The organism is Agromyces sp. NBRC 114283, assembly GCF_030268405.1.
GTDB lineage: Bacteria > Actinomycetota > Actinomycetes > Actinomycetales > Microbacteriaceae > Agromyces > Agromyces mediolanus.
Window position 1 is genome coordinate 536962 of the sequence record NZ_BSQP01000001.1, and the last position, 23813, is coordinate 560774.

A 23813-nucleotide genomic window follows, 5' to 3' on the forward strand; every position below is an offset into this window, starting at 1 on the left:
GGTGCCGAGCGCGGCCGGTGGTCGGGCGCGCCGCGGGGGAGGCGCAATGAGCACGACGCAGGAGCATCCGGCCGGAGCGGCGCCCAGAGAGCACGAAGATCCCGTCTCGCTCCGCGCCGCGCTGCGGCATCCCGCCGAGAGCGCCGAATCGCTGGAGTCGGTGGCGCTGCTCGCCGGCAGCGCGTTCTTCGTGGTCGGCGGGCTCGTCTCGCTCGCCGTCTTCTGGGGTCGTGACCTCCCCATCGCGGGCGGGCAGGGCTCGCTCGGCGAGTTCGTCGGCATCGCCGGGGCCGTCGTCGCGGTCGTGGCCTTCGTGCTCGGCCGGGTGCTCGTGCGGCGCACCGCGAACCCGGCGCTCCGCCGCGAGATCGGGCAGGGGCTGTCGGTGCCCGGCGCCCGGCTGCACTGGTTCGACGTCACCGCCCTCGCGATCGCGCACGGCGCCATCGCCCTGCTCAGCTGGTTCGCGCTCGCCACGGTGCTCGAGTTCTGCTTCCGCGACGCCGTCGTGTTCACCCTGCCGGGGGCGGCGCTCGCCGCGGTCGCGATGGCCCTGACCGGCTACGTGTGCTTCCTCTCGGCGGCGCGGATGACCCCGATGCTGCTCTCGCTCGTGCTGGCCGTGTTCCTCGTGGTCGGCGCGCTCACGAGCATGCTCTCCGCGAGCGATCCGCACTGGTGGAAGGAGAACCTCTCGGCGCTCGGCATGACGAACGACGTCTCCGCGATGGCGTTCAACCTGACGCTCATCGTCGCCGGCGCGATCGTCACGATCATCGCGCGGTACGCGACGGCGACGCTGCCCGCCGGGAACCCGCCCGACCGGCGCGGGCGCGACCTCGTGCGGATCGGCCTGATCCTCATCGGCGTGTTCCTCGCCTGCGTCGGGATCTTCCCTGTCGACCGCTTCTTCCTCCTGCACAACACGGTGGCGACGGGCATGGCGGTCTGCTTCGCGGCGATCGTCGTGTTCCTGCCTTGGCTCATCCGCAGCGTGCCTCGGGTGTTCGTCGGGCTCGGCTACGTCTACGTGGTCGTCATCATCGTGATGGCGGTGTTCTTCGCCACCGGCTACTACAACCTCACCGCGGTGGAGCTCGTCGCCGCGTGCCTGATCTTCAGCTGGATCATCGTGTTCCTGCGGACCGCGGGCGCGGCCGGTGGTGCGCCGCTCGGAGCGACCGACGTCGCGGGCGAAGGGCCAGCAGCGCCGCGCCGCTGACGAGCACGGCGAGCGCGCCGAGCACCGTCGGGATCGCGTCGGCGCCCGTCCGGGCGAGCGTCGGCGCGGCGTCGTTCGCGTCCGCCGCGGGGGATGCTGCGGCGGGCTCGATCGGTGCCCCGGGGACGGCCGGCACGCCGGGTTCGATCGGCACGCCGGGTTCGATCGGCAGGCCGGGTTCGATCGGCACGCCGGGGACGGTGGCGTCGTCGCCCGGTGCCGCCGTCCACGACAGCTCGGCGGTCGCGGAGATCGTGAGCTCGCGCGTCTCGGCGATCATCATGGTCTGCCGACGCGGGGTATTGGGCGAGGTCAGGAGCAGCCCGTCGTAGCCTTCCCCGACGAGCTCGGAGCGGACGGCCGCAGTCCCAGCCCCGGCGTCGGCGGGCACATCGAGATAGAGGTCCGTGTCGCGCGGAGGGCGGGTCGGATCGATCGGGGTGCCGTCGGCGGTCACGAGCGGGAAGCCGGAGGGGTTGTCGAGCACCAGCTCGCCCGCCGATGCGGTGAGGGTCAGCGGGCCGAGCTGCTGCCCGGCGACGCCGCTCACCTGCGGCGGGGTGATGCGCAGCTCAGGTCTGCTCGACTCGGCGATCCCCGTGTTCGTGGGACCGGTGAGGTGGTCGACGAGCGCCTGGATCCTTCGCGCCGTCGGTGAGGTCGTGTCGAAGCCGTCGTCGACCACCAGGCCCCGATAGACGAAGTCAGCCGGAGCCGGGCTCGAATCGGTGAGCTGCCAGATCGCCACTTGGGTGCCGGTGATCGCTTCGTCGGCGGTGAGTCCGACGATGCCGGCTCGATCGGCGATCGACTCGAGCGACGACTGCGGATACGAGTTCGACACGATCCAGGCGACGCGTTCACGCACGCGCTGATCAGTGGCGAAGAGGTTCTCACCGGGGAACGAAGCCCAACCGCCTACGTCCATCCGCTCGCCGAAGCCCGGCCACACGGTGACCTCGATGCAGTAGGCGAAGAGATCGGGGGTGCTCCCCGCTCGCGTGTAGACCGCGTAGAGCTGCGTGATCGCCGAGGTCGATCCCCAGGCGATGTGGTGTCCGTCTCGGGACTCGCTCCAGGCTCCGACCCGGGGATACCCCGGTTCGTCTTCGAGCGCCTGGGCCGGCGCGCTCACGAAGGGGGAGATGACCAGCAGCAGGGCGAGGAGGATCAGCGTGCTCCGGGCGCGCGTGAAGAGGGAGAGCTTCGGGTGCATGCCACGAAGAATACCTCAGTTTCCCGAACGGGATACCAAGGCTCCACCCCCCGTCGGAGGGTGATCGGGAACGTGCGCCTCAGGCGACCAGATCGACTCCGAGCTCCGCGAGCAGCCGCCGCACGCGCGTCTTGATGTCGTCGCGCACGCGGCGCACGGTCTCGAGGTCCTTGCCGGCGGGGTCCTCGAGCTCCCAGTCCTCGTAGCGCTTGCCCGGGAAGATCGGGCACGCGTCGCCGCAGCCCATCGTGATGACCGCGTCGGCGGCGCGCACGTCGTCGGTCTGCAGCAGCTGGGGCACCGCCTCGCTGATGTCGATCCCCTCTTCGCGCATCGCCGCGATCGCGACGGGGTTGATCGCATTGCCGGGCTCGGAGCCGCCCGATCGCACCTCGACCGCGCCGCTGGAGAGGGTGCGGGCGTAGCCCGCGGCCATCTGGCTGCGGCCGGCGTTGTGGACGCAGACGAAGAGGACGGTGGGGCGGGTGTCGGTCATGGGGTCCATGCTTCCTGACTCGGGTGAACGGATGCTATGCGCAGCTCGACGGCGACGCCGGTCCGCAGCACGAGGAGCTCGTCGAGGCGGTGCCACCGAGGCTCGACGAGCACACGCCGGTCGCGGGGAGGACGAGCTCGACGTTCGCCGCCGCGGCGCGATCGCCGGCGAGGTGGGCGACGATCGAGCGCACCTGCTCGTAGCCGGTGGCGAGCAGGAAGGTGGGGGCACGGCCGTAGGACTTCATGCCGGCGAGGAAGAACCCGGGTTCCGGATGCTGGAGCTCGGCGAAACCGTGCGGGCGCACGGTGCCGCAGCTGTGCAGGTTCGGGTCGATCAGCGGGGCGAGCCGTCTCGGTGCTTCGACCACCTCGTCGAGGTCGAGCCGGATCTCGCGGAGCAGCTCGAGGTCCGGGCGGAAGCCGGTGGCGTTCACGACCGTGTCGGCCGTGAGCTCCTCGAGTGCGTCGCCGCGATGCCCGATCAGCGTCACCCGCTCGTCGTCGCGGCGGAGCCGGACGATCTCGAAGCGGTCGACGAGGCGCACCCGCCCCTGCGCCACGAGCTGCTGCACGCGACCGCCGAGTGAGGCGCGCGCCGGCAGTTCGTCGTCGGCCGAAGCGCTGACGCGGACTGCCGCGCTGTTCCGGATGACCCAGGTGATCGTGGTGCTGGGTGCGGACGACGCGAGTTCGGCGAGCTCGAGCAGGGTGTTCGCAGCAGAATGCCCGGCGCCGACGACGATCGTGTGACGGCCGGCGAACCGCTCGCGCTCCGCGCCCAGGACGTCGGGAAGCGCGTGCGAGATCGCATGGCGGACCTCCTCGGCACCGAGCGGATCGAGTCCGGAGGAGGCGAGCGAGTTCGGGGAGCGATAGGTGCCCGAGGCGTCGATGACCGCGCGCGCCCGCATCTCATGGGGGCCGGCGGCTCCGGTGACGCGAAGGAGGAATGCGGTGCGCTCGCGATCCCGCGTGCGGGTGCGGTCGGCGCCGTCACGGCTGACGCCCGAGACCCGCGCTCCGGTCGAGAGGTGTTCGGCGATCGCCGGCAGTGCGGCGAGCGGCCGCAGGTAGGCCTCCACGAGTTCGCTCCCGGTCGGGAGGTCGTCTTCGTGGGGGTGGGTCCACCCGGCAGCCTCGAGGAGTCGACGGGACGCCGGGTCGACCAGGTGCCGCCAGGGGGTGAACAGGCGCGTGTGGCCCCAGCTCTGGATCGAGTCGGCCACCCGTTCGCCGGCTTCGTAGATCTCGAAGGGGATGCCGCGTTCGACGAGGTTCGCGGCGGCCGCGAGCCCGACGGGGCCGGCGCCGATGATCGCGACGGGGAGGCCGTCGAGGGGATCGTCGTGCAGGGTCGGGGTCGTCAGGTCGACGAGGGTCACGGGCGCCTCCTTGGCATCGAAGAACATCGATGCAGCTCAGCATCCACCCTGTATCGAAGAATGTCAATATGGCGTAGAGTTGCGTCATGACCGAGGTGATCGAGCTCCCCCTGATCCAGCAGGACAGCTGCTGCGCGCCAGTGGCGAGCGCGCCGATCACGCTCGAGCAGGCGGCGACCACCGCGGGCCTGTTCAAGGCCCTCGGCGATCCCACCCGCGTGCTGCTCCTCTCGATCGTCGCCGCCGCCGAGGGACAGGAGGCGTGCGTCTGCGACCTCACCGAACCCACCGGGTTGTCCCAGCCGACCGTCTCGCACCACCTGAAGATTCTGAGCGAGGCCGGCTTCCTCAGCCGCACCCGGCGCGGCAGCTGGGCGTACTACGCCCTCGTGCCGGGCTCGCTCGATCGCCTCTCGACGGTCCTCGCCGAATAGGCCGAGCTCGCACGCGGACGACGACGGGGCCGGATGCCTCGCGGCATCCGGCCCCGTCGATCGGGTCGCGCGATCAGCCCTGGCGGGCGAGCGCCTTCGCCTTGAGGAGGTCGTACTCCTGCTGCGTGATGGTGCCCGAGTCGAGCAGCGCCTTCGCCTTCGCGATCTCGTCGGCGGGGCTCGCCGAGGTGCCGGCGGCCTGGCGGATGTACTCTGCCGTGGCCTGCTGCGCCTGCACGGCGTCCTTCTGGGCGCGCTCGGCCATGCCGCGGCCGCGGGCGATCAGGTAGATCAGCGCCGTCACGAACGGGAAGAAGAGCAGGAAGATGATCCAGAGCGCCTTCCACCAGCCGTTGAGCTTGTGGTCGCGGAACAGGTCCGTGATGATCGCGATGACCGCCCAGAGGTACGCGAAGAACGCGAAGATCCAGATGGTCCACCAGATGATGTCCCAGAAGCTCTGCCAGAAACTCATGAGTGAGCCCTTCCGATTCGAGGATCGCGACCGCTCGAGCGGCCGGAGGTCGCACTCGGGCTCGCATCGCGGCCGGAGCCGCGTTCCCCCCGGATGATGCTTCCGTCTGCACCATAGCGCGACACGGCGTGTGGTGTCAGTAGTCCTTCCTACGCGCTACGCTCGGCCGCAAGGGGGGATCGCATGGCGGAGTGGGTCGCGTCGCTCGACATCGACGGCTGGAGTCTGCTCTTCGCCGCCCTCGCCCTCGTCGCCGGCTGGATCCTCTCCCGGCTCGCCCGGCGGGGCCTCACCAAGCTGCTCGTGCGCCTGCCGTCGCTCGGCGATGGCGCGAAGACCGCGATCGTGCGGATCGTGGTCTACGCGATCATCCTGCTCGGTGTGGGGGTCGCGCTCGGCTTCCTCGGGGCGTCGGTGCAGCCGCTCCTCGCCGTCGCGCTCATCGTCGGCGTCGTGCTCGTGCTGGTGCTCCGCGGCATCGCCGACAACTTCGCGGCCGGCGTGGTGCTGCAGACCAGGCGTCCCATCGAGGTCGGCGACGTGCTCACGAGCGACGACGTCGAGGGCGAGGTCGTCGAGCTGAACGGCCGCGCGGTCGTCGTGAAGACCTTCGACGGCCGCGTCGTGCACCTGCCGAACGGCACCGTGCTGCAGCAGCCGCTCGTCAACGAGAGCGCGCACGGCGCCCGCCGCAGCGAGGTCGAGGTGCGCGTCGGCGGCGCCGCCGACGGGATGCCGGAGGCCATCGCCGCGGCGGTGCGCGCCGTTGACGGGGTGCACCAGCGCGAGCACGTCGACGTGCTGAGCCGCAGCCGCTCGCCCGAGCGACAGGTCTACCGGGTGCGCTTCTGGCACCACCCCAAGCACGGCACCACCGTGAGCTCCGCCGTCGTCGATGCGCTCGCCGAGGCGTTCGCCGGACGGGGCATCCCCGCGACCGTGACGAGCGATCCGCCCGCCGCGCCGCTCACCCCGCCGTTCGAGATCTGATCGGCGCGATCGGAAGGAGCCGAGCATGCAGCGCACCCCCGCCTCCGAGGCGCCGGGCTCCCCCACGGTGCGACAACTCCTGCTGCTCTCGATCCCGGCGCTCGTCATCGGCGCCGCCTCCGCGCTCGTGCTCTGGCTCGTCGACCTCCTCGCCGAGCAGCTGCACGTCGTGCTGTGGGAGGCGCTGCCCGGCGTCTTCGGCGCCGACGCGGCGACGCCCTGGTGGATCCTCGTCGTGCTCACCGCGACCGGTGCGGCCGTCGGCCTCGTCGTCCAGTTCGCGCCCGGCCACGCCGGGGCCGACTCGGCGACCACCGAGCTCGATGCGCCGCCGATGCCGCTCCTGGTCGTGCCGAGCCTCGTCGTCGCGGTCGTGCTGAGCCTCGCGGGCGGGGTGAGCCTCGGCCCGGAGAACCCGATCATCGCGATCAACACCGCCCTGGCCGTGGCACTGCTCGCGCGGCTCTCGAAGGCCGTGCCGCAGCAGCTCGTCGTGCTGCTCGCGAGCGCGGCCACGATCGGCGCGCTGTTCGGCACCCCCGTCGCGGCGGCGCTCGTGCTGACCGGCACAGTCGCCGCGGTGAAGGCCGGCGGCGCGCTCTGGGACAAGCTCTTCCTGCCGCTCGCCGCGGCCGGTGCCGGCGCGATCACGATGCACCTGCTCGGCGGTTCCTCGATCGCGTTCACGGTGACGCCCATGGGCGAGGTCGAGCCGGTGTTCCTGCTCACCGGCCTGCTCGTCGCGACGGTGTCGGCGCTCGCCGGCATCCTCGCGGCCTGGGCGCTGCCCGCGGTGCACCGCGCGTTCCACTCGCTGCGGCATCCGCTGCTCTTCACGACCCTCGGCGGCCTGGTGCTCGGCCTGCTGGGCATGATCGGCGGGCCGATGACGCTGTTCAAGGGCCTGGAGCAGACCGGCGAGCTCATCGAGCATCCCGAGCGCTACGGGGCGGGTCAGCTCGCGCTCTTCGCCGGCATCAAGATCGTGGCGCTCGTGATCGCCGCGGCGGCCGGGTTCCGCGGCGGCCGCATCTTCCCCGCCGTGTTCATCGGCGTCGCGATCGGGCTGCTCGGGTACGCCCTGATCCCCGGCCTGCCGCTGTCGCTCGCGATCGCCTGCGGCGCGCTCGGCATCGTCCTCGCGGCCACGAAGGACGGCTGGATCGCGATCTTCGTCGGCGTCGCTCTGGTCGGGGACCCCCTCGTTCTGCCACTGTTGTGCGTGATCGTGCTGCCGGTCTGGCTGCTCGTGACGAAGGCGCCGGAGCTCGTGGTGCACCCGTCGGAGCGGCCCGGAGTCGTGACCCCGCCGGTGGCGTCGTGAGGGGGGATCACGTGCAACGACCGATGGTCGGACTGACGCGCCGCAACCTCGTCCGCGAGCTCGTCGCGGGCGTGACGCTCATCGCGATCGCCATCCCGCTGAACATCGGCTACGCCCAGATCGCGGGGCTGCCGGCGACGGCGGGACTCTACGCGCTCATCGTGCCGACGATCGTCTACGCGCTCACCGTCTCGAGTCGCCAGCTGGTGGCGTCGCCGGATGCCGCGGCCGCCGCCCTCGTCGCGAGCTCCATCGGCGGGCTGGCCGTGGCAGGCAGCGACGACTACGCGACGCTCGCGCTCGCGCAGGCGGTGCTCTGCGGCATCATGTTCCTGCTGCTCGCGGTGTTCAAGCTCGGCTTCCTCGCGAACTTCCTCTCCAAGCCGATCCTCGTGGGCTTCGTCGGCGGCCTCGCCCTCGACATCCTGGTCAGCCAGATCGCGAAGATGCTCGGCGTGAAGATCGACTCTGGCGGCGAGTTCGTCGACAAGGTGGCCGGGCTCGTGACCGGCCTCGGCACGACCAACCTCATCTCGCTCGCGATCTCCGTGCTCTCGGTCGTCGTGCTGCTGGCCGGCAAGCGCTTCCTGCCCGCCGTGCCGTGGGCGCTCGTCGTGCTCGTCGTCGCGACCGTCGTGGTCGTGCTCGCGAGCCTCGACGATGCCGGCGTCTCGGTGCTCGGCGAGGTGCCCGCCGGTCCGCCCGCGCTGACCTGGCCGGTCATCGACTGGACGACCTGGCTGCTGCTGATCCCCTCCGCGATCGCGCTCACCCTCGTGACCACCGCCGAGGGGCTGCTCGTCTCCCGCTCCTACGGCGAGAAGCGCGGATACCCGACGAGCCCGAACCGCGACCTCTTCGCCTTCGGCCTCGGCAACCTCGCCGCGGGCGCCTCGGGCAGCTTCGCCGTCGGCTCCTCGACCTCGCGCACCGCCGCGATGGACCAGGCGGGCTCGCGCACGCAGCTGCCCTCGCTCGTGCTCGCGGTCGGCACGCTGCTGCTCCTCCTGTTCGGCACGGCCCTGCTCGCCGACATCCCGAGCCCCGCGATCGGCGCGATCGTCGGCGTCGCGATCCTGCCGCTGCTCGGCATCCGCGACTTCATCGGACTGTGGAAGGCCGACCGCTTCGAATTCGTGGTCGGTGCGGTCTGCTTCCTCGTGACGCTCTTCATCGGCTCCATCCCCGGCATCGTCGTCGCCTTCGTGCTCGCGCTCGTGAACCTCGCGAAGCGCGCGGCGAACCCCGCGATCGACGTGCTCGCCTCGAGCGGCGAACCCAGCGACTCGCTGCTCGACGAGGCGCCGAAGGGCCAGGTCACCGCGCCGGGCGTGGTCGTGGTGCGCCTCGCCGCCCCGCTGTTCTTCGCGAACGGCTCGGTCTTCAGCGACGCCGTCAAGCGCGCGGTCGAGCGGGCCCGGGCGGCCGGCAACGGGCCGGTGCGCCACGTCGTCATCGACATGGAGGCGGTCACCGACGTCGATGTCACCGGCGCCGAGAGCTTCGAGGCGCTGCTCGCCTGGCTCGAGCGCGAGCGCATCGACCTCAGCTTCAGCCGGGTGCGGCCCGACGCGAAGGCGCGGCTCGAGCACCTCGGCCTGCTTGGCGAGCGGGCGAGCTACGAGACGAACCGAGCGGCGCTCGCGGCGCTCGCCGGAGAGGCGGCGCCTGGCGCCGGAGAGACGGCGCACCGCGCCACCGAGCGCGGCGGCGCCTGAGCCGACCGCGATCGAGACCAGGAGAGGACCGGGGGGACCGAATGGGCACAGAACAGGCAGCGACCAGCATGAGCGAGCGAGAGCTCGCCGAAGCGGTCGAGCGGCTCAGCACGCCCGACGAGCTCGACACCCCGTTCGGGCGGATCGAGCTCTTCGACGGGGTGCCGCGCGACGCGAGCCTCGCGACGCTCTACGACGGCCTCGACCTGATGCGGGCCGCGGAGGCGTTCTTGAACGCCATCCCGGGCGCCTCGCTCGTCGCGATGCGCCGCGGCCTGCGGGCCGCCGGGCTGACGAGCCCGGACATCATCGGCATCACCGACCCGAGGGCGAACTCGGGCGGCCTGTACCTCACGCCGAACACCGAGACGACCTACGGCACGACCTTCCTCGACCTCCGGGCCTGGGGCCCGACGGTGATCGAGGCTCCGCCGCAGTCGCTCTGCGTCGTCGACGACTTCTGGTTCCGCTACGTCGCGGACATGGGCATCCCCGGCCCCGACCGCGGGGCCGGGGGCAAGTACCTCTTCCTCCCGCCCGGCTATGACGGGGAGCGGCCGGAGGGCTACTTCACGTACGAGAGCCCGACGTACGCCAACTGGGTCGTGCTGCGGGCGCTCGGCGGCGTGCCGGCGATGAAGCGGACCCGCATCTACCCGCTCTCCGAGGCCGACGCCCCGCGCGAGAACGTCTTCGTGAACATCGCCGGCGCGAAGATCAACACGGTGCACTCGAACGACGTGGACTTCTTCCACGAGATCGACGAGCTCGTGCAGGAGGAGCCGGTCGAGGCGCTCGACGTGGAGCGCGCAGGTCAGCTCGCCGCCCTCGGCATCGTGCACGGGCAGCCCTTCGCCCCGGACGCGCACCGGCTCGACCTCCTCGACCGTGGAGCGAAGCTCGGCGCCGCGATCGCGCGAGCGCTCGTCTACAAGCCGCGCGACCCGGCCGCGTTCTTCTGGGAGGGCGTCTCCTGGAAGAACGCCTTCGTCGGCGGCAGCTTCGAGTTCCTGCGGAACGGCGCACGCCTCCTCGACGCGCGCACCCAGTTCCACTACTTCGCGACCGTGATCACCCCGGCGATGGCGCACGCGCAGGTGGGCGCCGGTTCGGCGTACGCCTACACGGCGGAGGACGCCGAGGGCCACGTGCTCGACGGCGGGGCGACGTACTCCCTCCGCATCCCCGCGGACCCGCCCGCGAAGAACTTCTGGTCGATCGACCTCTACGACACCCAGACCCGCTCGCTGCTGCAGGTGCCCGCGACGCCGTACCCGGCGCTCTCGAGCCTCGACGGCACGGTGCAGGCGGAGGAGGACGGCAGCCACGTGCTCTGGTTCGGTCCGACGGCGCCCGAGGGGCGCGAGTCGAACTGGATCCAGACCGTGCCGGGCAAGAGCTGGTTCCCGATGCTGCGGCTGTACGGCCCGCTCGAGCCCTGGTTCGACGGCAGCTGGCGGCTGCCCGAGCTCGTGAAGCAGTCGCTCGCATGAACGGGGTCATCGGCGGCATCCTGCCGCTCGCGCTGGGGATCGCGATCAGCCCGATCCCGATCATCGCGGCCATCCTGATGCTGCTCTCGCCGAAGGCGAAGGGCACGAGCGTCGGCTTCCTGCTCGGCTGGGTGCTCGGCATCGTCGTCGCGGTGGTGGTGTTCACCCTGCTGGGCGCGATCATCCCGGCCTCCGACCCCGACGCCTCGAAGCCGATCGCCGGCACCATCCAGCTCGTGCTGGGCGTGCTGCTGCTCCTCCTCGCGCTGAAGCAGTGGCGCTCGCGGCCGAAGGGCGACGCCGAGCCGACGATGCCGAAGTGGATGGCGGCGATCGACCAGCTCACGGCGGTGAAGGGGGCCGGGCTCGGCTTCCTGCTCTCCGCGGTGAACCCGAAGAACCTGCTCATGGCGGTCGCGGCGGGCGTCGCGATCGGCACGGCCGGGCTGAACGGCGGCGAGTCGACGCTCGCGATCGTGGTCTTCACGATTGTGGCCGCGTGCTCGGTCGCAGTCCCGGTCATCGCCTACCTCGTCGCCTCGGCCAAGATGGCGGGGCCGCTGGAGTCGCTGCGGCACTGGCTCGTGCACAACAACGCGACCGTCATGGCCGTGCTGCTGCTCGTCATCGGCGTCGTCGTCATCGGCAAGGGCATCGGGCAGTTCTGATGGCGGACGGCGGGCTCGCGCACGGCACGCGCGTTCTGCTCACCCTCGCGGCGGCGGTCGTCGTGTTCGCCGGGGTCTGGCTCGCCCGCGACGTGCTCGCGCCCGCCGCGGTCGCCGCGGTGGTCGTGATCATTGCGCACCCCGTACGCTTCCCGCTCGAACGCCGCGGCTGGCCGAGCTGGCTCGCGACGACCGCCGTGATCGTCGTCGCCTACCTGATCCTCGCGGCGCTCGCCGCGCTGCTCGTCGTCGCCTCCGCCCAGTTCGTCGCGATGCTGCCGGACTACGCCGACGAGCTGCAGCGCACCGCGACGGAGATCGCCGGCTGGCTCGAGTCGCTGGGCGCCACGGATGCCACGGCCTCCGCCGCGGCATCCGCCCTGCACCCCGAGACGCTCGTGCCGATCGCGGCCTCGATCGCCGACGCGGTGCTCGGCTTCGCGACGGCGTTCTTCTTCGTGCTGGCGTACGTGATCTTCATGGCGGCGGATGCCTCGGGCTTCCGCCGCGGAGGGGCCGCCTTCGGCGGCGGGCAGGGCGAGGGCATCGCGGGCCGCTACTTCACCGGCGTGCGCCGCTATTACGTCGTGAACGCGAGCTTCGGCGCGGTCGTCGCGGTGCTCGACGGGCTGCTGCTCTGGGCGCTCGGCATCCCCGCGCCGCTCGTCTGGGCCATCCTCGCCTTCGTCACGAACTTCATCCCGAACATCGGCTTCGTGATCGGGGTGATCCCGCCCGCGGTGCTCGCGCTCGTCGTCGGCGGCTGGCCGCTCGCGCTCGCCGTCGTGCTCGCGTACAGCGTCATCAACGTGGTACTGCAGGTGCTCGTGCAGCCGAAGTTCGTGAGCGACGCCGTGGGGCTCAGCCTCACGCTCACGTTCTTCTCGGTCGTGTTCTGGGCGCTCGTCATCGGGCCGATCGGAGCGATCCTCTGCATCCCGCTCACGCTGCTCGTGCGGGCGCTGCTCGTGGAGCCCGATCCGGGCGCCGGCGTGCTGCGCCGGTTGTCGGGGGTTCCGCCGGAACGCGAGCGGGCCTAGGCTCACGGACAAAAGGGGGGATTCATGGCGGAATTCGAGTACGGCCCGGTCGAGATCGTGGTCGTGGCACTGCAGAACGAACGGCCCTCGGCGGGCACCCTCGACGCGCTCGCGGAGCTCGTGGAGGCCGGGCAGATCCGGCTGCTCGACGCGCTGCTCGTCTCGCGCGACCAGGACGGCGGCATCGAGGCGATCGAGATCGAGGATCTCGGCGACGAGCTCGACGTGACCGCGCTCGAGCTGCCCGCGAGCGGGCTCGTGGGGCACGACGACGTCGCGGAGTTCGCCGAGACGATCGAGCGCGGCACCTCGGCGGTGCTGCTCGCGGTCGAGCTCGTCTGGGCCAAGCGGCTCGCCTCGCGCTTCGCGGAGGCGGGCGGCGTCGTGCTGGAGTCGGTGCGGATCCCCGCGCCGGTTGTGAACCAGGTGCTCGCCGAGGCGAGCACCGAGGCGGAGTAGGAGGCGGCGATGCCGTTCATCAGGCGAGTCGGACGCCCGGGGCTCATCGGCCTCGCGGCGCGCACCGCGGTCGTCGCCGGCACCGCGACGGCGGTGTCGGGCGGGATGGCCCGGCGCCAGCAGCAGAAGGCGCAGGAGCAGTACGAGGCCGAGCAGTACCAGGCCGCCCAGCAGCAGGAGGCGATGCAGCAGGCGGCGGCGCAGGCCGCGGCCGCGCAGGCCCCCGCGGCCCAGGCAGCGGCCCCGGCCGGAGCCGCGGCGCCCGGGGGCGACCTCGTCGGCGAGCTGCAGAAGCTCGCGACGCTGCAGCAGCAGGGGCTCATCACGCCCGAGGAGTTCGCGGCGGCCAAGGCCAAGCTCCTCGGCGCCTGACCCGCGTCCTCACGTTGCGCTGAAACCCGAGTTGCCCGACTTTCATGAAAGTCGGGCAACTCGGTGGTTCAGGCGGTGGTCACTCGCGGGCGAGTGCCGCGAGGGCCTCGAGCTCGAGGTCGAGGTACTGCTCCTCGCTCACGTCGACCGCGACGCCGAGCAGCTCCCCGCCCTCGAAGCGGAACGGGTTCGTGTACTCGCTGCTCACGGCATCCGCACTGTCGTAGCCGACGCAGAGGCCGTCGCCGCAGAGCGTGAACTTGCCGACCTGCGCGCGCATCGGCCCCTCGGCCACGACCTGGTCGTCGACGTACAACCGGCAGGTGCCGATCGACTCGCCGTGCTCACCCGCCGACTCGCGCACGAACTCCATGCCGAGCGCGTGGTCGCCCGGCTCCAGCGCCTCGGAGACGAAGTGCTGCTCCGGCGGGATGCCGAGGAAGTTGTACACGTAGTGCAGCCGGCCGTCCTTCAGGAACAGCGAGTGCCCGCCGAAGCGCGAGCCGTGCGCGAAGATCACGCCCTTCGTGCCCGCCTCGAGCCGCACGTCGGCGATGATCTTGAACGAGCGCCCGCGCACGTTCACCGCGACGCTCTCGGGCACGGCGCCCGTGTCGGGGTAGTAGACGTAGCGCGTGCGCGGCGGCTCGGCCTGCGGCCGTTCGACGGTCAGCTGATCGCGGGCCGATCGGTCGTCGAGCGGCAGGGCGTGGTTCTTCTCGGCCTCGGCGAACCAGACGTCGATGAGCTCCTGCAGCTTCTCGGGGTGCTCGGCCGCGAGGTCCCTCGACTCGGAGCGGTCGACGTCGACGTGGTACAGCTCCCAGCGGTCTTCGTTGAAACGGCCGTGCCCGGTGAGCGGGGCGTGGATGGCGGACGCCTTCCAGCCGTCCTTCCAGATGCCGCGGGTGCCGAGCATCGTGTAGTACTGCACCCGCTTCTCGGTCGGCCCGTCGGGGGCGGCGTCGAAGCTGTACTTCATCGACACCCCGTCGAGCGGGCGCTGCTCGACGCCGCGGAACACGGTCGGGAACTCGATGCCGATCACGTCGAGGATCGTCGCGACCACGTCCGTCGAGTGGTGGTACTGGTGGCGCACCTCGCCCTTCGCCCGGATGCCGGCGGGCCAGTGCACGATCATCGGGTCGCACGTGCCGCCCGAGAACTGCGAGTACCGCTTGAACATCTGGAACGGGGTCGAGAACGCCGCCGCCCAGCCCGTGGGGTAGTGGTTGTAGGTTTCCGGGCCGCCGAGCACGTCGATCTTCGCGAGATTCTCGGCGAGGTCGTCGGGGAAGCCGTTGAAGAACTTGTTCTCGTTCACCGAGCCGTCGGGCGAGCCCTCGCCGGAGGCCCCGTTGTCGGCGCAGTAGAAGATGAGCGTGTTGTCGAGCTGGCCGGATGCCTCGAGATAGTCGATCACGCGGCCGATCTGCGCGTCGGTGTACTCGCTGAATCCCGCGAACACCTCCGCCATGCGGCTGAACAGCCGCTGCTCGTCGGCCGAGAGCTCGGCCCACGGCTTCACCCAGTCGGCGGGGTTGGCCTGGTCCTCCGGCATCGGGTTGAACGGGGTCAGCTCCGTGTCCTCGGGCAGGATGCCGCGCTCGATCATGCGATCCAACACCCAGCCCCGGTACGCGTCGTAGCCGTCGTCGAAGGCGCCGCGGTACTTCTCGATGTACTCCTCGGGCGCGTGGTGCGGGGCGTGGTTCGCGCCGGGGCAGAACCAGGTGTACCAGGGCTTCGAGGGGTTCGAGGACTTCTGGTCGCGGATCATCCGGATGGTCTGGTCGGCGAGGTCCTTCGAGAGGTGGTACCCCTCCTCCGGCGTGTACGGGGGCTCGATGAAGCGGTTGTCCTCCACCAGATCGGGGTACCAGTTGTTCGTCTCGCCGCCGAGGAAGCCGTAGAAGCGGTCGAAGCCCATCGCCAGCGGCCACTGCGCCTTGCTGCCGCCGGCCGAGACGTCCTCCTCCGGCACGTTGTGGTTCTTGCCGACCCAGAAGGTCGAGTAGCCGTTCTGCTGCAGCACCTGGCCGATGGTGGCGCAGCCCTCGGGAATGTGCCCCGCGTACCCGGGGAACCCGTTCGTGGCCTCCATGATGCTGCCCATGCCGTTCACGTTGTGATTGCGGCCGGTGAGGAACGTCGAGCGCGTCGGCGAGCAGAGCGCCGTGGTGTGCCACTGGGTGTAGGTCAGCCCGTTCGCGGCGAGCCGGTCGAGCGTCGGCATGTTGATGCGCCCGCCGTAGGGCGACCACGAGGCCATACCCGTGTCGTCGTAGAGGATGACGAGGATGTTCGGTGCCCCCTCGGGCGCCTTCGGTCGCTCGTAGGGCGCCCAATCGGCCACCGAATCGCGCACGTCGAGCGCGATCTTGCCCGAGAACGCCGGCTTGCCTGTGGACTCGTTCGCCATGGATCCCCCCGGATGCCAGGCGGTCGCGCGGGCGACCGCGAATCAGCGCGGCAGCGTCGCCGCACCCCTCACGCTACTGACGGATGCCTCGCCTGGGAAGGGCCTCCGACCGGTGCGCAACCCCATGGTGCCCGGCTCGACCGGCCACCTAGACTGCGGACCATGCGCGCCACCCTGAGAGGCCTTTCGACCGTCGTCCCGGCCACGGTCCTCGTGCAGCCCGAGGTCCGCGACGTGTTCGCCGCGCAACCCGGGCTCAACCGGCTCGGCCAGCGCATCGTCGGCACGAGCTTCGACGTGTCGGGCATCGAGACCCGGCACACCGTGCTCGCCGAGCTCACCCGCACCGCGCAGGCCGAGAACCCGGTCTTCTACGACGCGGCGAGCGGTGAACTCCTGCTGCCGGGCACGAAGGCGCGCAACGAGCTGTTCATCGAGCACGCCACCCGGCTGTACCTCGAGGCCGGAGCGGCGGCCATCGCCGCGACGCCCGGCCTCGACGCCGCCGACGTCACGCACGTCATCACGGTGAGCTGCACGGGCTTCTACGCGCCGGGGCCCGACTACGTCCTCGCCCGCGACCTCGGCCTCGACCCCGGGGTGCAGCGCTACCACCTCGGCTTCATGGGCTGCTACGCGGCCATCCCGGCGCTGCGCTTGGCGAGCCAGCTCTGCGAGGCCGATCCCGACGCCGTCGTGCTCGTCGTCTCGGTCGAGCTGTGCACGCTGCACCTCCGCGCCTCGAACGACCCCGACACGATCGTCGCCTCCTCGCTGTTCGCCGACGGCGCCGGCGCCGCGATCGTGAGCACCCGCGAGCCGGAGCCGGGCGAGCCCGCGTACCTGCTCGACGGCTTCGCCACCCGGATCACCCCGGTCGGCGAGGGCGACATGGCGTGGAAGATCGGCGACCACGGCTTCGAGATGGTGCTCTCCACGGCCGTGCCGGCGATCATCGACGCGCACATCACCGGCGCCCTCGAGCCGCTCTTCGCGCAGGAGGACGGGCTCGCGGCCGCGCTCGCCGCGGATGCCTCGAGCGAGGCCGTCGAGCATTGGGCCATCCACCCCGGCGGACGCAGCATCCTCGACAAGGTGGAGGCGCGGCTGGCCCTGAGCGCGGCGCAGCTGGCGCCGGCCCGGGGCATCCTCCGCGAGTACGGCAACATGTCCAGCGCGACCGTGCTGTTCGTGCTGCAGCGCATCCTCGACGGCGCCGACGCCGCCCGCCCCGGCGGCGAGGCGACCGCCCGGCCCGCGATGCCGGGGGAGCGCGTCGCCGCGATGGCCTTCGGACCCGGGCTGACCGTCGAGTCCGCCCTGCTCACCGTGGCCGGCTGAGCGGGCCGACGATGGGCTGGTGGCGAGCGCTCGGCAGTCGGGATGCCGACGCTGTCGAGCTGATGGACGACCCCGAGTGCGACGAGGCGGCGCTCGCGAAGACCTATGCGCGCTTCACGCCCGTGAACCGAGCGGTGTCCGCGCCGCGCGAGCGCTACCTGCGGTGGATCCGGCCCCGCCTCTCGCCCGTGTTCGAGACGCGCCTGCTCGACGTCGGCACGGGGGCCGCCGACCTGCCGGCCCTCTGGCTGCGCTGGGCCGCCGCGGACGGGCTGCGGCTGCGGGTCACGGCGATCGACCCAGACCGACGTGCGCTCGACTTCGCCGCCGCACGCACGGCGGGCCTCCAGGGGCTCACCCTGCTCGACGCGACGACCGCCGAGCTCGCCGCCGCGGACGAGCACTTCGACCTCGTCTGCTCGAACCACGTACTGCACCACCTCGACGGCCGCGAGTTCGGCGCCCTGCTCGCGGACTCGGAACGGCTCGCCGAGCTCGGCGGCACCGTCGTGCACGCCGACATCGAGCGGAGCCGGCTCGCCTACGCGGCGTTCGCGGTGGGCACCCTGTCGTTCGAGGCGACGTTGCTGCGCGGCTCGTTCATCCGGGCGGACGGGCTGACGTCGATCCGGCGCAGCCACACCGCCGCCGAGCTCGAGGCGATTCTGCCGGCGGGGTGGCGGGTGCGGCGCGCGTTCCCCGCGCGGCTGGAGCTCGTCTGGCAGGCGGATGCCGCGGGGCGCTCGCGTGTCTGATGCGACCGTCACCCGGTGCGACGTCGTGATCGTGGGCGGCGGACCGGTCGGCCTGCTGCTCGCGGTGCTGCTCGCGCAGCGCGGGCTCGAGCCGGTCGTGCTCGAACAGCGCACGCGCATCGCGACCCGGCCGAAGGCGGTCGGCGTGCACGCGCCCGGCTGGCGGGCGCTCGAATCGGCCGGGGTCGCCGAGCGACTGGAGCCGAGCAGCGTCGCGATCGTCGGCGGCGCGGTCGAGTGCGACGGGCGGGTACTCGGGCGGATGCGGTTCCCCGGCGACGCCGCGGTGCGCTCGGTGCCGCAGCACCTCGTCGAGGCGGCGCTCGAGGCGAGGCTCGCCGAGCTGCGCCCGGGGGCGCTGCGGCGCGGGGTCGAGGCGGTCGGGATCGAGTCGGGCTCCGGCGCGGACTCGGCGCGGGCGGGGGTCCGCGTGCGGCTCCTCGATGGCGCGGAGCTCGCGGCGGACTACGCGGTGCTCGCGGACGGGGTGCGCAGCCGGCTCCGGGCCGAGCTCGGCATCGCCTGGCGGCTGCGCCGCGGGAGCGCCCGCTACGCGATGGCGGACGTCGCGGGACCAGGGGCGGGCGGTGTCGCCGCGGGATCCGCCGCGGACGCCCGGCTCTGCTTCGAGCGCGACGGGGTCGTCGAAGCGTTGCCGATCCCGGACGGGCTCCGCTGGGTGACGCACCTGGGGCGACCGGGACGGCGCCGGCCCGGTTCCTCGGGGGCCTCGGCGTCCGACTGGCCGGATGCTCCGGCCTTCGCCGTGCTCGTCGCGGACCGCGTGGGCGTGCGCCTCCCCGGCGACGTCGAGCCGAGCGGCTTCGTCGCCCGGCAGCGGCTCGCCGCGCGCTTCGCGGTCGGACGCCTCGCGCTCGCCGGCGACGCCGCGCACGAGATCAGCCCGATCGGCGGGCAGGGCATGAGCCTCGGCTTCCGCGATGCCGAGGAGCTCGCCGAAGTGCTGGCCGGGGTGCTGGCTGCCGCGTCACCGAGCGGCGGGACGGCGGGCCCGGGTGCCTCGGCGCCGTTCGGGGCCTACGCGCGGCGCCGTCGTCGGGCCGCCTCCCGGGCGATCCGCCGGGCGGCGTTCAACATGGCGATGGGCGGGCCGGCCCGAGGCATCCGCCTCGCCCTGCGGAACCTCGCCGTGCGCCTGCTCGCGCTGCCCCCGGCGCGCGCCGCACTGGCCCGCGTCTTCACGATGCGCGGGCTGTGAGGCGCCGGGCTCAGATCCGGCTGAGCACGAAGACCGGGATCTGCCGCTCGGTCTTCGCCTGGTAGTCGGCGTAGTCGGGCCAGGTCTCGTTGGCCCGGGCCCACCACTCCTCGCGCTCGGCGCCCTCGACCTCGCGGGCGAGGTAGTCGTGCTTCTCGTCGCCGTCCTGCAGCTCGACCTCGGGGTGCGCCTTGAGGTTCCAGTACCACTGCGGGTGCTCGGGTGCGCCGCCGCGCGAGGCGACCACCGCGTACTCGCCGTCGTGCTCGACGCGCATGAGCGCGGTCTTGCGCAGCTTGCCGGACTTCGCGCCGAGCGTCGTCAGCACGATGATGGGCCGGCCGCGGAGTTCGTTGGCCTCGGCGCCCTCCGACGCCTCGAAGGCCTCGGCCTGCTTGCGCGCCCACTCTGAGGTGCTCGGTGCGTACTCGCCCTGCAGCGGCATGGGGATTCCCTTCGTCGAAACGGCTGCGTCTGCAGCTTCAACGGTACGCCGCCCTGGACCCTTCCCGCCGTCGCAGTTCGTGCGCCCGGGGCATCCGGCCGAAGTCGGCGGCCTCCGGCAGAATGCTCAGGTGACCGGTATGAAGACGTTCTGGCAGGCCCTCCCCACCGAGGGGCGCTGGCTGCTGTCCACTGTCGCCATCCAGACGCTCGGGCGCGGCATGACGCTGCCGTTCACGATCATCTACCTGCACGAGGTGCGGGGCTTCGACCTCGGGCTCTCCGGGGCGCTGATGAGCCTCATCGCGGTCACCGGGCTCCTCGTCACCGGGCCGGGGGGCACCCTCATCGACCGCTACGGCGCCAAGCGGGTGCTGCTCGTCGGGCTCGCGGCGATGATCGCGGGCTGCACGCTGCTCGCCTTCGCCACCCATCCCGCGGTCGCTGCGGTCGCCCTCGTGCTCATCGGCGTGAACTTCGGCGTCTCCTGGCCCGGCTTCAACGCGCTCATCGCCACGGTCGTCGACGGCGAGGTCCGGCAGCAGTACTTCGGCGTGAACTTCGCGCTCGTGAACCTCGGCATCGGGGTGGGCGGCATCATCGGCGGCTTCTTCGTCGACGTGCACAACCCGAGCACGTTCACCGCGATCTTCCTCGTCGACGCGGTATCGACGCTCATCCCCATGGCCCTGCTGCTCGGGCCGCTGCGCCGTGTGCGCACGCAGGGCGACCCCGAGCCGGGCGAGGCGCCCGTCGCGGGGTACCGGGCCATCCTGCGGCAGCCGGCCGTGCTGTGGCTGACGCTCCTCACCTTCATCTCGGTGTTCATCGGCTACGGGCAGATGGAGGCCGGGTTCCCGGCGTTCGCCCGGCAAGTGTCCGAGGTGTCGACGCGGGTCGTCGGCCTCTCCTTCGCCGTGAACACCGCGGTCATCGTGCTGCTGCAGTTCACCGTGCTGCGGCTCATCAGCGGGCGGCGGCGCACCCGCGTCATGCAGGTCATGGCGCTCATCTGGGCGGTGTCGTGGCTGCTGCTCGGGGCCACCGGTCTGCTGCCCGACTCGCTCGCGGCGGCGATCGGCGTGCTCGCGTTCATGGGGGTCTTCGCCTTCGGCGAGACCATGCTGCAGCCCACGGTGCCCGCGATCTACAACGACCTCGCGAGCGACCGCAATCGGGGCCGCTACAACGCGATCAACTCCGCGGCGTTCCAGGGCGGCGCGATCACGGGCCCCATCGCCGCGGGCGTGCTGCTCGGCGAGGGGCTGTCAGGCTGGTTCATCGCGGTCATGGTCGCCGGCTGCGCCGCGATCTGCGTGCTTGCGATCGCCCTCGAGCGCCGGGTGCCGCCCGCCGCGAACGGGGTCACCGCCGACGCGGCGGCCGGCGGCGCTGCGGGCGCCGAGGCCCCCGAGGCGGCGGGCGACTCGCGCGAGCGCTAGCGACTGCGCGGCAGCGGCGGCACCATCGTGCGGATCGCCCAGCCGAACAGTAGGAACAGCACGCCCGCGCCGCCGGCGAAGAGCGCCATGCCGAACGAGATCACCGAGGTGAAGAGCGAAGCGCGCAGGAACGAGGCGTTCATCACGACGGGTCGCAGCGGGTCGTCCTGGTCGAGCTCGGCGTAGGTCTTGCCGTCGGCCATCTCGCGCGCGTGCATGTCGATGACCCCGGCCTGCACGAAGGCGTCGATCGGCCCGTCGACGACCTTGCCCGCGAGGATCGGGGCGTCGTCCGGGATCACGATGTTCTCGGCACGGAGCTGCGAGGACACGCCGACCCACGCTACGACGGCCACGACGATCAGCAGGATTCCGCCGATGATGCCGGCGAGCCCGGTCAGCCGCACCACGTTCACCTGCGTGCGGTTCAGCACCGCGCCGCCCGCCTCGAACTCTTCGGTCATGCGTCCATCCCCCTTGGAGCGCGGCCGCTCCGGGGTCGTCCGGAGCGCGTCCGATGCGCCCACCGTAGCGGAGGGGCCGCATCCGCGTCGAGGCATCCGCCAGCGCCACTTCGGCGTCGTCGCGCCCACTGAAGTGGCGCGCGGTGACCGACGTGGCGCTGGCGGGAAGGGATGGCTGCCGGGGCGGCTACTCGTCGAGCAGCTCGGCCTCGACGACGTCGTCCTCGCCGGCGGGCCCGGTGCCGGGCACCTCGGCGCGCGACACGGTCAGCGCCTCGCCGTCGTCGGCGAGCCCCACCACGACGGTGTCGCCGTCGCGGATCGAGCCGTCGAGCAGCGCCCGGGCGAGCCGGTCGTCGATCTCCCGCTGCATGAGCCGGCGCAGCGGCCGGGCGCCGTAGAGCGGGTCGTAGCCGCGTTCGGCGAGCCAGGCCCTGGCGTCGGGCGTGACCCCGAGCTCGAGCCGCCGCTCGTGCAGCCTGGCGGTGAGCCGGTCGATGTAGAGGCCGACGATCTCGCCGAGGTCCTGCTGGCTGAGCGCCGAGAACACGACGATGTCGTCGAGCCGGTTCACGAACTCGGGCTTGAACGACTGCCGCACGGTCTGCAGCACCGCCTGCTCCTTCTCGTCCCACGTGAGCGAGGGGTCGACGAGGTAGTGCGAGCCCAGGTTCGAGGTGAGGATCAGGATCGTGTTGCGGAAGTCGACCGTGCGCCCCTGGCCGTCGGTGAGGCGCCCGTCGTCGAGCACCTGCAGCAGCACGTCGAACACCTCGGGGTGCGCCTTCTCGACCTCGTCGAAGAGGATCACCGAGTACGGCCGACGCCGCACGGCCTCGGTCAGCTGCCCGCCCTGGTCGTAGCCGACGTATCCGGGCGGGGCGCCGACGAGCCGCGACACGGAGTGCTTCTCGCCGTACTCCGACATGTCGATGCGCACCATGGCGTGCTCGTCGTCGAAGAGGAACTCCGCGAGCGCCTTGGCCAGTTCGGTCTTGCCGACGCCGGTGGGCCCGAGGAAGAGGAACGAGCCCGTCGGGCGGTTCGGGTCGTTGATGCCCGCGCGGGAGCGGCGCACGGCGTCGGCGACCGCGGCGACCGCGGGCTTCTGGCCGATGAGGCGCTTGCCGAGCTCGCGCTCGAGGTGCAGCAGCTTCTCGGTCTCGCCCTGCATGAGGCGGCCGACGGGGATGCCGGTCCAGGCGGCGATCACGGCGGCGATGTCCTCGTCGGTGACCTGCTCGTTGACCATGCGGCCCTCGCTGGCGTCGGCCGTGGCATCCGCCCGCTCCGCCTCGACGAGGTCGCGCTCGAGGCGCTTGATGGTCTCGTACTCGAGCTTCGAGGCGCGCGCGTAGTCGGCCTCGCGCATGGCGCGGTCGCGCTCGGTGACGGCCTCGTCGAGCTGCTTCTTCAGCTCGCCGACGCGGTTCAACCCCTGGCGCTCGCGCGCCCAGCGCGCCTCGAGGGCGGCGAGTTCGCGCTCCTGCTCGACGAGGGTCTCGCGGAGCTTCGCGAGGCGCTCCTTGGAGGCGTCGTCCTTCTCCTTCTTGAGGGCGAGCTCCTCGAGCTTCATGCGGTCGACCTGGCGCTTGAGCTGGTCGATCTCGATGGGGCTCGAGTCGATCTCCATCTTCAGTCGGCTCATGGCCTCGTCGATGAGGTCGATCGCCTTATCGGGCAGCTGCCGCGAGGTGATGTACCGGTTCGACAGCGAGGCCGCCGCGACGAGCGCCGCGTCGGAGATGGTGACGCCGTGGTGCGCCTCGTAGCGGCCCTTGAGTCCGCGGAGGATGGCGATGGTGTCCTCGACGGAGGGCTCGCCGACGTAGACCTGCTGGAAGCGGCGTTCGAGGGCCGCGTCCTTCTCGATGTACTCGCGGTACTCGTCGAGGGTGGTCGCGCCGATGAGGTGCAGCTCGCCGCGGGCGAGCATGGGCTTCAGCATGTTGGACGCCGCGACGGAGCCTTCGCCGCCGCCGGCCCCCATGAGCAGGTGCAGCTCGTCGACGAAGGTGATGATGCCGCCCTCGGCCTCGTTGATCTCCTTGAGCACGGCCTTCAGCCGCTCCTCGAACTGGCCGCGGTACATGGCGCCCGCGACGAGCGCGGAGATGTCGAGCGAGACGAGCTGCTTGTCCTTCAGCGATTCGGCGACGTCGCCCGCGACGATGCGCTGCGCGAGGCCTTCGACCACGGCGGTCTTGCCGACGCCGGGCTCGCCGATGAGCACCGGGTTGTTCTTGGTGCGGCGCGTGAGCACCTGGCTCACCCGCCGGATCTCCGAGTCCCGGCCGATGACCGGGTCGAGCTTGCCGGCCTTCGCGAGGTCGGTCAGGTTGACGCCGTACTGTTCGAGCGCCGACTTCTGCTCCTCCTGCGAGCTCGGCGCGCCCTGCATGTTCGCCACTCAGTCGATCCTTTCTGGGAACTCG

Annotated in this window: 22 protein-coding genes; 14 read left to right on the plus strand and 8 right to left on the minus strand. The window is 71.8% G+C overall.

The genetic code is table 11. The features are described from left to right. The first annotated feature begins 46 nt into the window (after nt 1-46). A complete protein-coding gene (locus QSJ60_RS02585; RefSeq protein ID WP_285462387.1) occupies nt 47-1222 on the plus strand; it encodes a DUF998 domain-containing protein in 1176 nt (391 codons plus the stop codon). Here the strand turns inward: QSJ60_RS02585 and QSJ60_RS02590 are convergent. The 3 genes from QSJ60_RS02590 to QSJ60_RS02600 form a co-directional block, all read right to left on the minus strand. Next, nucleotides 1128-2438: a thioester domain-containing protein gene (locus QSJ60_RS02590; RefSeq protein ID WP_285462388.1), complete on the minus strand. Its 1311-nt coding sequence runs from the start codon at nt 2436-2438 to the stop codon at nt 1128-1130. The genes QSJ60_RS02585 and QSJ60_RS02590 overlap by 95 nt on opposite strands. A 79-nt stretch (nt 2439-2517) precedes the next feature. Continuing rightward, nucleotides 2518-2934, minus strand: a complete 417-nt coding sequence (locus QSJ60_RS02595; protein WP_285462389.1) for an arsenate reductase ArsC — start codon at nt 2932-2934, stop codon at nt 2518-2520. Nucleotides 2935-2968: 34 nt separating this feature from the next. Beyond that, nucleotides 2969-4318, minus strand: a complete 1350-nt coding sequence (locus QSJ60_RS02600) for an NAD(P)-binding domain-containing protein (RefSeq protein ID WP_285462390.1) — start codon at nt 4316-4318, stop codon at nt 2969-2971. Between the two features lie 86 nt (nt 4319-4404). Here QSJ60_RS02600 and QSJ60_RS02605 point away from each other — a divergent pair, with 86 nt between their 5' ends. Further along, nucleotides 4405-4752: an ArsR/SmtB family transcription factor gene (locus QSJ60_RS02605; RefSeq protein WP_230765402.1), complete on the plus strand. Its 348-nt coding sequence runs from the start codon at nt 4405-4407 to the stop codon at nt 4750-4752. 73 nt (nt 4753-4825) lie between these two features. Here QSJ60_RS02605 and QSJ60_RS02610 read toward each other — a convergent pair whose 3' ends face one another. Further along, a complete protein-coding gene (locus QSJ60_RS02610; protein WP_285462391.1) occupies nt 4826-5227 on the minus strand; it encodes an SHOCT domain-containing protein in 402 nt (133 codons plus the stop codon). 183 nt (nt 5228-5410) lie between these two features. On the opposite strand from QSJ60_RS02610, the gene QSJ60_RS02615 reads away from it, so the two are divergent. The 8 genes from QSJ60_RS02615 to QSJ60_RS02650 all read left to right on the plus strand — a co-directional run bounded on the left by QSJ60_RS02615 (nt 5411) and on the right by QSJ60_RS02650 (nt 13291). Further along, nucleotides 5411-6217: a mechanosensitive ion channel family protein gene (locus tag QSJ60_RS02615; protein WP_230765403.1), complete on the plus strand. Its 807-nt coding sequence runs from the start codon at nt 5411-5413 to the stop codon at nt 6215-6217. A 25-nt stretch (nt 6218-6242) separates the two neighbouring features. Next, nucleotides 6243-7541 (plus strand): ion channel protein, encoded by a 1299-nt coding sequence (locus tag QSJ60_RS02620; RefSeq protein ID WP_230765404.1) that lies wholly within the window; start codon nt 6243-6245, stop codon nt 7539-7541. 11 nt (nt 7542-7552) lie between these two features. Beyond that, nucleotides 7553-9259 (plus strand): SulP family inorganic anion transporter, encoded by a 1707-nt coding sequence (locus tag QSJ60_RS02625; RefSeq protein WP_230765405.1) that lies wholly within the window; start codon nt 7553-7555, stop codon nt 9257-9259. Nucleotides 9260-9327: 68 nt separating this feature from the next. Continuing rightward, complete coding sequence (locus QSJ60_RS02630; protein ID WP_230765406.1) at nt 9328-10752, plus strand: DUF1254 domain-containing protein; 1425 nt, start codon at nt 9328-9330, stop codon at nt 10750-10752. Then, nucleotides 10749-11420, plus strand: coding sequence for a GAP family protein (locus tag QSJ60_RS02635; RefSeq protein WP_285462392.1), 672 nt, complete (start codon nt 10749-10751; stop codon nt 11418-11420). The genes QSJ60_RS02630 and QSJ60_RS02635 overlap by 4 nt, the downstream gene beginning before the upstream one ends. Continuing rightward, nucleotides 11420-12460, plus strand: coding sequence for an AI-2E family transporter (locus QSJ60_RS02640; protein WP_285462393.1), 1041 nt, complete (start codon nt 11420-11422; stop codon nt 12458-12460). The genes QSJ60_RS02635 and QSJ60_RS02640 overlap by 1 nt, the downstream gene beginning before the upstream one ends. A 24-nt stretch (nt 12461-12484) precedes the next feature. Next, a complete protein-coding gene (locus QSJ60_RS02645) occupies nt 12485-12919 on the plus strand; it encodes a DUF6325 family protein (RefSeq protein WP_230765409.1) in 435 nt (144 codons plus the stop codon). A gap of 9 nt (nt 12920-12928) precedes the next feature. Further along, complete coding sequence (locus QSJ60_RS02650) at nt 12929-13291, plus strand: SHOCT domain-containing protein (RefSeq protein WP_230765410.1); 363 nt, start codon at nt 12929-12931, stop codon at nt 13289-13291. A gap of 79 nt (nt 13292-13370) precedes the next feature. On the opposite strand, the gene QSJ60_RS02655 is transcribed toward QSJ60_RS02650, so the two are convergent. Then, a complete protein-coding gene (locus QSJ60_RS02655) occupies nt 13371-15713 on the minus strand; it encodes an arylsulfatase (protein WP_285462394.1) in 2343 nt (780 codons plus the stop codon). A gap of 162 nt (nt 15714-15875) precedes the next feature. Here QSJ60_RS02655 and QSJ60_RS02660 point away from each other — a divergent pair, with 162 nt between their 5' ends. The 3 genes from QSJ60_RS02660 to QSJ60_RS02670 are packed head-to-tail and all read left to right on the plus strand — an operon-like array spanning nt 15876 to nt 19028. Beyond that, nucleotides 15876-17054, plus strand: coding sequence for a type III polyketide synthase (locus tag QSJ60_RS02660; protein WP_285462395.1), 1179 nt, complete (start codon nt 15876-15878; stop codon nt 17052-17054). 11 nt (nt 17055-17065) lie between these two features. Beyond that, nucleotides 17066-17809, plus strand: coding sequence for a methyltransferase domain-containing protein (locus tag QSJ60_RS02665; protein WP_285462396.1), 744 nt, complete (start codon nt 17066-17068; stop codon nt 17807-17809). Beyond that, nucleotides 17802-19028, plus strand: coding sequence for an FAD-dependent oxidoreductase (locus QSJ60_RS02670; protein ID WP_285462397.1), 1227 nt, complete (start codon nt 17802-17804; stop codon nt 19026-19028). Before QSJ60_RS02665 ends, QSJ60_RS02670 begins: the two co-directional genes overlap by 8 nt. 10 nt (nt 19029-19038) lie before the next feature. On the opposite strand, the gene QSJ60_RS02675 is transcribed toward QSJ60_RS02670, so the two are convergent. Beyond that, on the minus strand, nt 19039-19473 hold the full coding sequence (locus QSJ60_RS02675; RefSeq protein ID WP_285462398.1) for a nitroreductase family deazaflavin-dependent oxidoreductase: 435 nt from the start codon (nt 19471-19473) through the stop codon (nt 19039-19041). 139 nt (nt 19474-19612) lie between these two features. On the opposite strand from QSJ60_RS02675, the gene QSJ60_RS02680 reads away from it, so the two are divergent. Further along, the gene (locus QSJ60_RS02680; protein ID WP_285465241.1) at nt 19613-20914 is read left to right on the plus strand and encodes an MFS transporter; all 1302 of its coding nucleotides are present in this window, start codon (nt 19613-19615) and stop codon (nt 20912-20914) included. On the opposite strand, the gene QSJ60_RS02685 is transcribed toward QSJ60_RS02680, so the two are convergent. Both QSJ60_RS02685 and QSJ60_RS02690 read right to left on the minus strand, forming a co-directional pair. Beyond that, on the minus strand, nt 20911-21378 hold the full coding sequence (locus QSJ60_RS02685; protein ID WP_285462399.1) for an aromatic ring-opening dioxygenase LigA: 468 nt from the start codon (nt 21376-21378) through the stop codon (nt 20911-20913). The genes QSJ60_RS02680 and QSJ60_RS02685 overlap by 4 nt on opposite strands. Nucleotides 21379-21565: 187 nt before the next feature. Beyond that, complete coding sequence (locus QSJ60_RS02690) at nt 21566-23779, minus strand: ATP-dependent Clp protease ATP-binding subunit (RefSeq protein ID WP_230768673.1); 2214 nt, start codon at nt 23777-23779, stop codon at nt 21566-21568. Nucleotides 23780-23813: the final 34 nt, after the last annotated feature.

Bases quoted from the DNA above. Each gene is read 5' to 3' on its own strand.
- QSJ60_RS02685 (WP_285462399.1), bottom strand. From the start codon at position 21,378: ATGACCGAAGAGTTCGAGGCGGGCGGCGCGGTGCTGAACCGCACGCAG.
- QSJ60_RS02635 (WP_285462392.1), top strand. From the start codon at position 10,749: ATGAACGGGGTCATCGGCGGCATCCTGCCGCTCGCGCTGGGGATCGCG.
- QSJ60_RS02630 (WP_230765406.1), top strand. From the start codon at position 9,328: ATGAGCGAGCGAGAGCTCGCCGAAGCGGTCGAGCGGCTCAGCACGCCC.
- QSJ60_RS02690 (WP_230768673.1), bottom strand. From the start codon at position 23,779: ATGCAGGGCGCGCCGAGCTCGCAGGAGGAGCAGAAGTCGGCGCTCGAA.
- QSJ60_RS02660 (WP_285462395.1), top strand. From the start codon at position 15,876: ATGCGCGCCACCCTGAGAGGCCTTTCGACCGTCGTCCCGGCCACGGTC.
- QSJ60_RS02585 (WP_285462387.1), top strand. From the start codon at position 47: ATGAGCACGACGCAGGAGCATCCGGCCGGAGCGGCGCCCAGAGAGCAC.
- QSJ60_RS02605 (WP_230765402.1), top strand. From the start codon at position 4,405: ATGACCGAGGTGATCGAGCTCCCCCTGATCCAGCAGGACAGCTGCTGC.
- QSJ60_RS02620 (WP_230765404.1), top strand. From the start codon at position 6,243: ATGCAGCGCACCCCCGCCTCCGAGGCGCCGGGCTCCCCCACGGTGCGA.
- QSJ60_RS02610 (WP_285462391.1), bottom strand. From the start codon at position 5,227: ATGAGTTTCTGGCAGAGCTTCTGGGACATCATCTGGTGGACCATCTGG.
- QSJ60_RS02655 (WP_285462394.1), bottom strand. From the start codon at position 15,713: ATGGCGAACGAGTCCACAGGCAAGCCGGCGTTCTCGGGCAAGATCGCG.
- QSJ60_RS02645 (WP_230765409.1), top strand. From the start codon at position 12,485: ATGGCGGAATTCGAGTACGGCCCGGTCGAGATCGTGGTCGTGGCACTG.
- QSJ60_RS02640 (WP_285462393.1), top strand. From the start codon at position 11,420: ATGGCGGACGGCGGGCTCGCGCACGGCACGCGCGTTCTGCTCACCCTC.
- QSJ60_RS02595 (WP_285462389.1), bottom strand. From the start codon at position 2,934: ATGACCGACACCCGCCCCACCGTCCTCTTCGTCTGCGTCCACAACGCC.
- QSJ60_RS02650 (WP_230765410.1), top strand. From the start codon at position 12,929: ATGCCGTTCATCAGGCGAGTCGGACGCCCGGGGCTCATCGGCCTCGCG.
- QSJ60_RS02590 (WP_285462388.1), bottom strand. From the start codon at position 2,438: ATGCACCCGAAGCTCTCCCTCTTCACGCGCGCCCGGAGCACGCTGATC.
- QSJ60_RS02675 (WP_285462398.1), bottom strand. From the start codon at position 19,473: ATGCCGCTGCAGGGCGAGTACGCACCGAGCACCTCAGAGTGGGCGCGC.
- QSJ60_RS02665 (WP_285462396.1), top strand. From the start codon at position 17,066: ATGGGCTGGTGGCGAGCGCTCGGCAGTCGGGATGCCGACGCTGTCGAG.
- QSJ60_RS02615 (WP_230765403.1), top strand. From the start codon at position 5,411: ATGGCGGAGTGGGTCGCGTCGCTCGACATCGACGGCTGGAGTCTGCTC.
- QSJ60_RS02680 (WP_285465241.1), top strand. From the start codon at position 19,613: ATGAAGACGTTCTGGCAGGCCCTCCCCACCGAGGGGCGCTGGCTGCTG.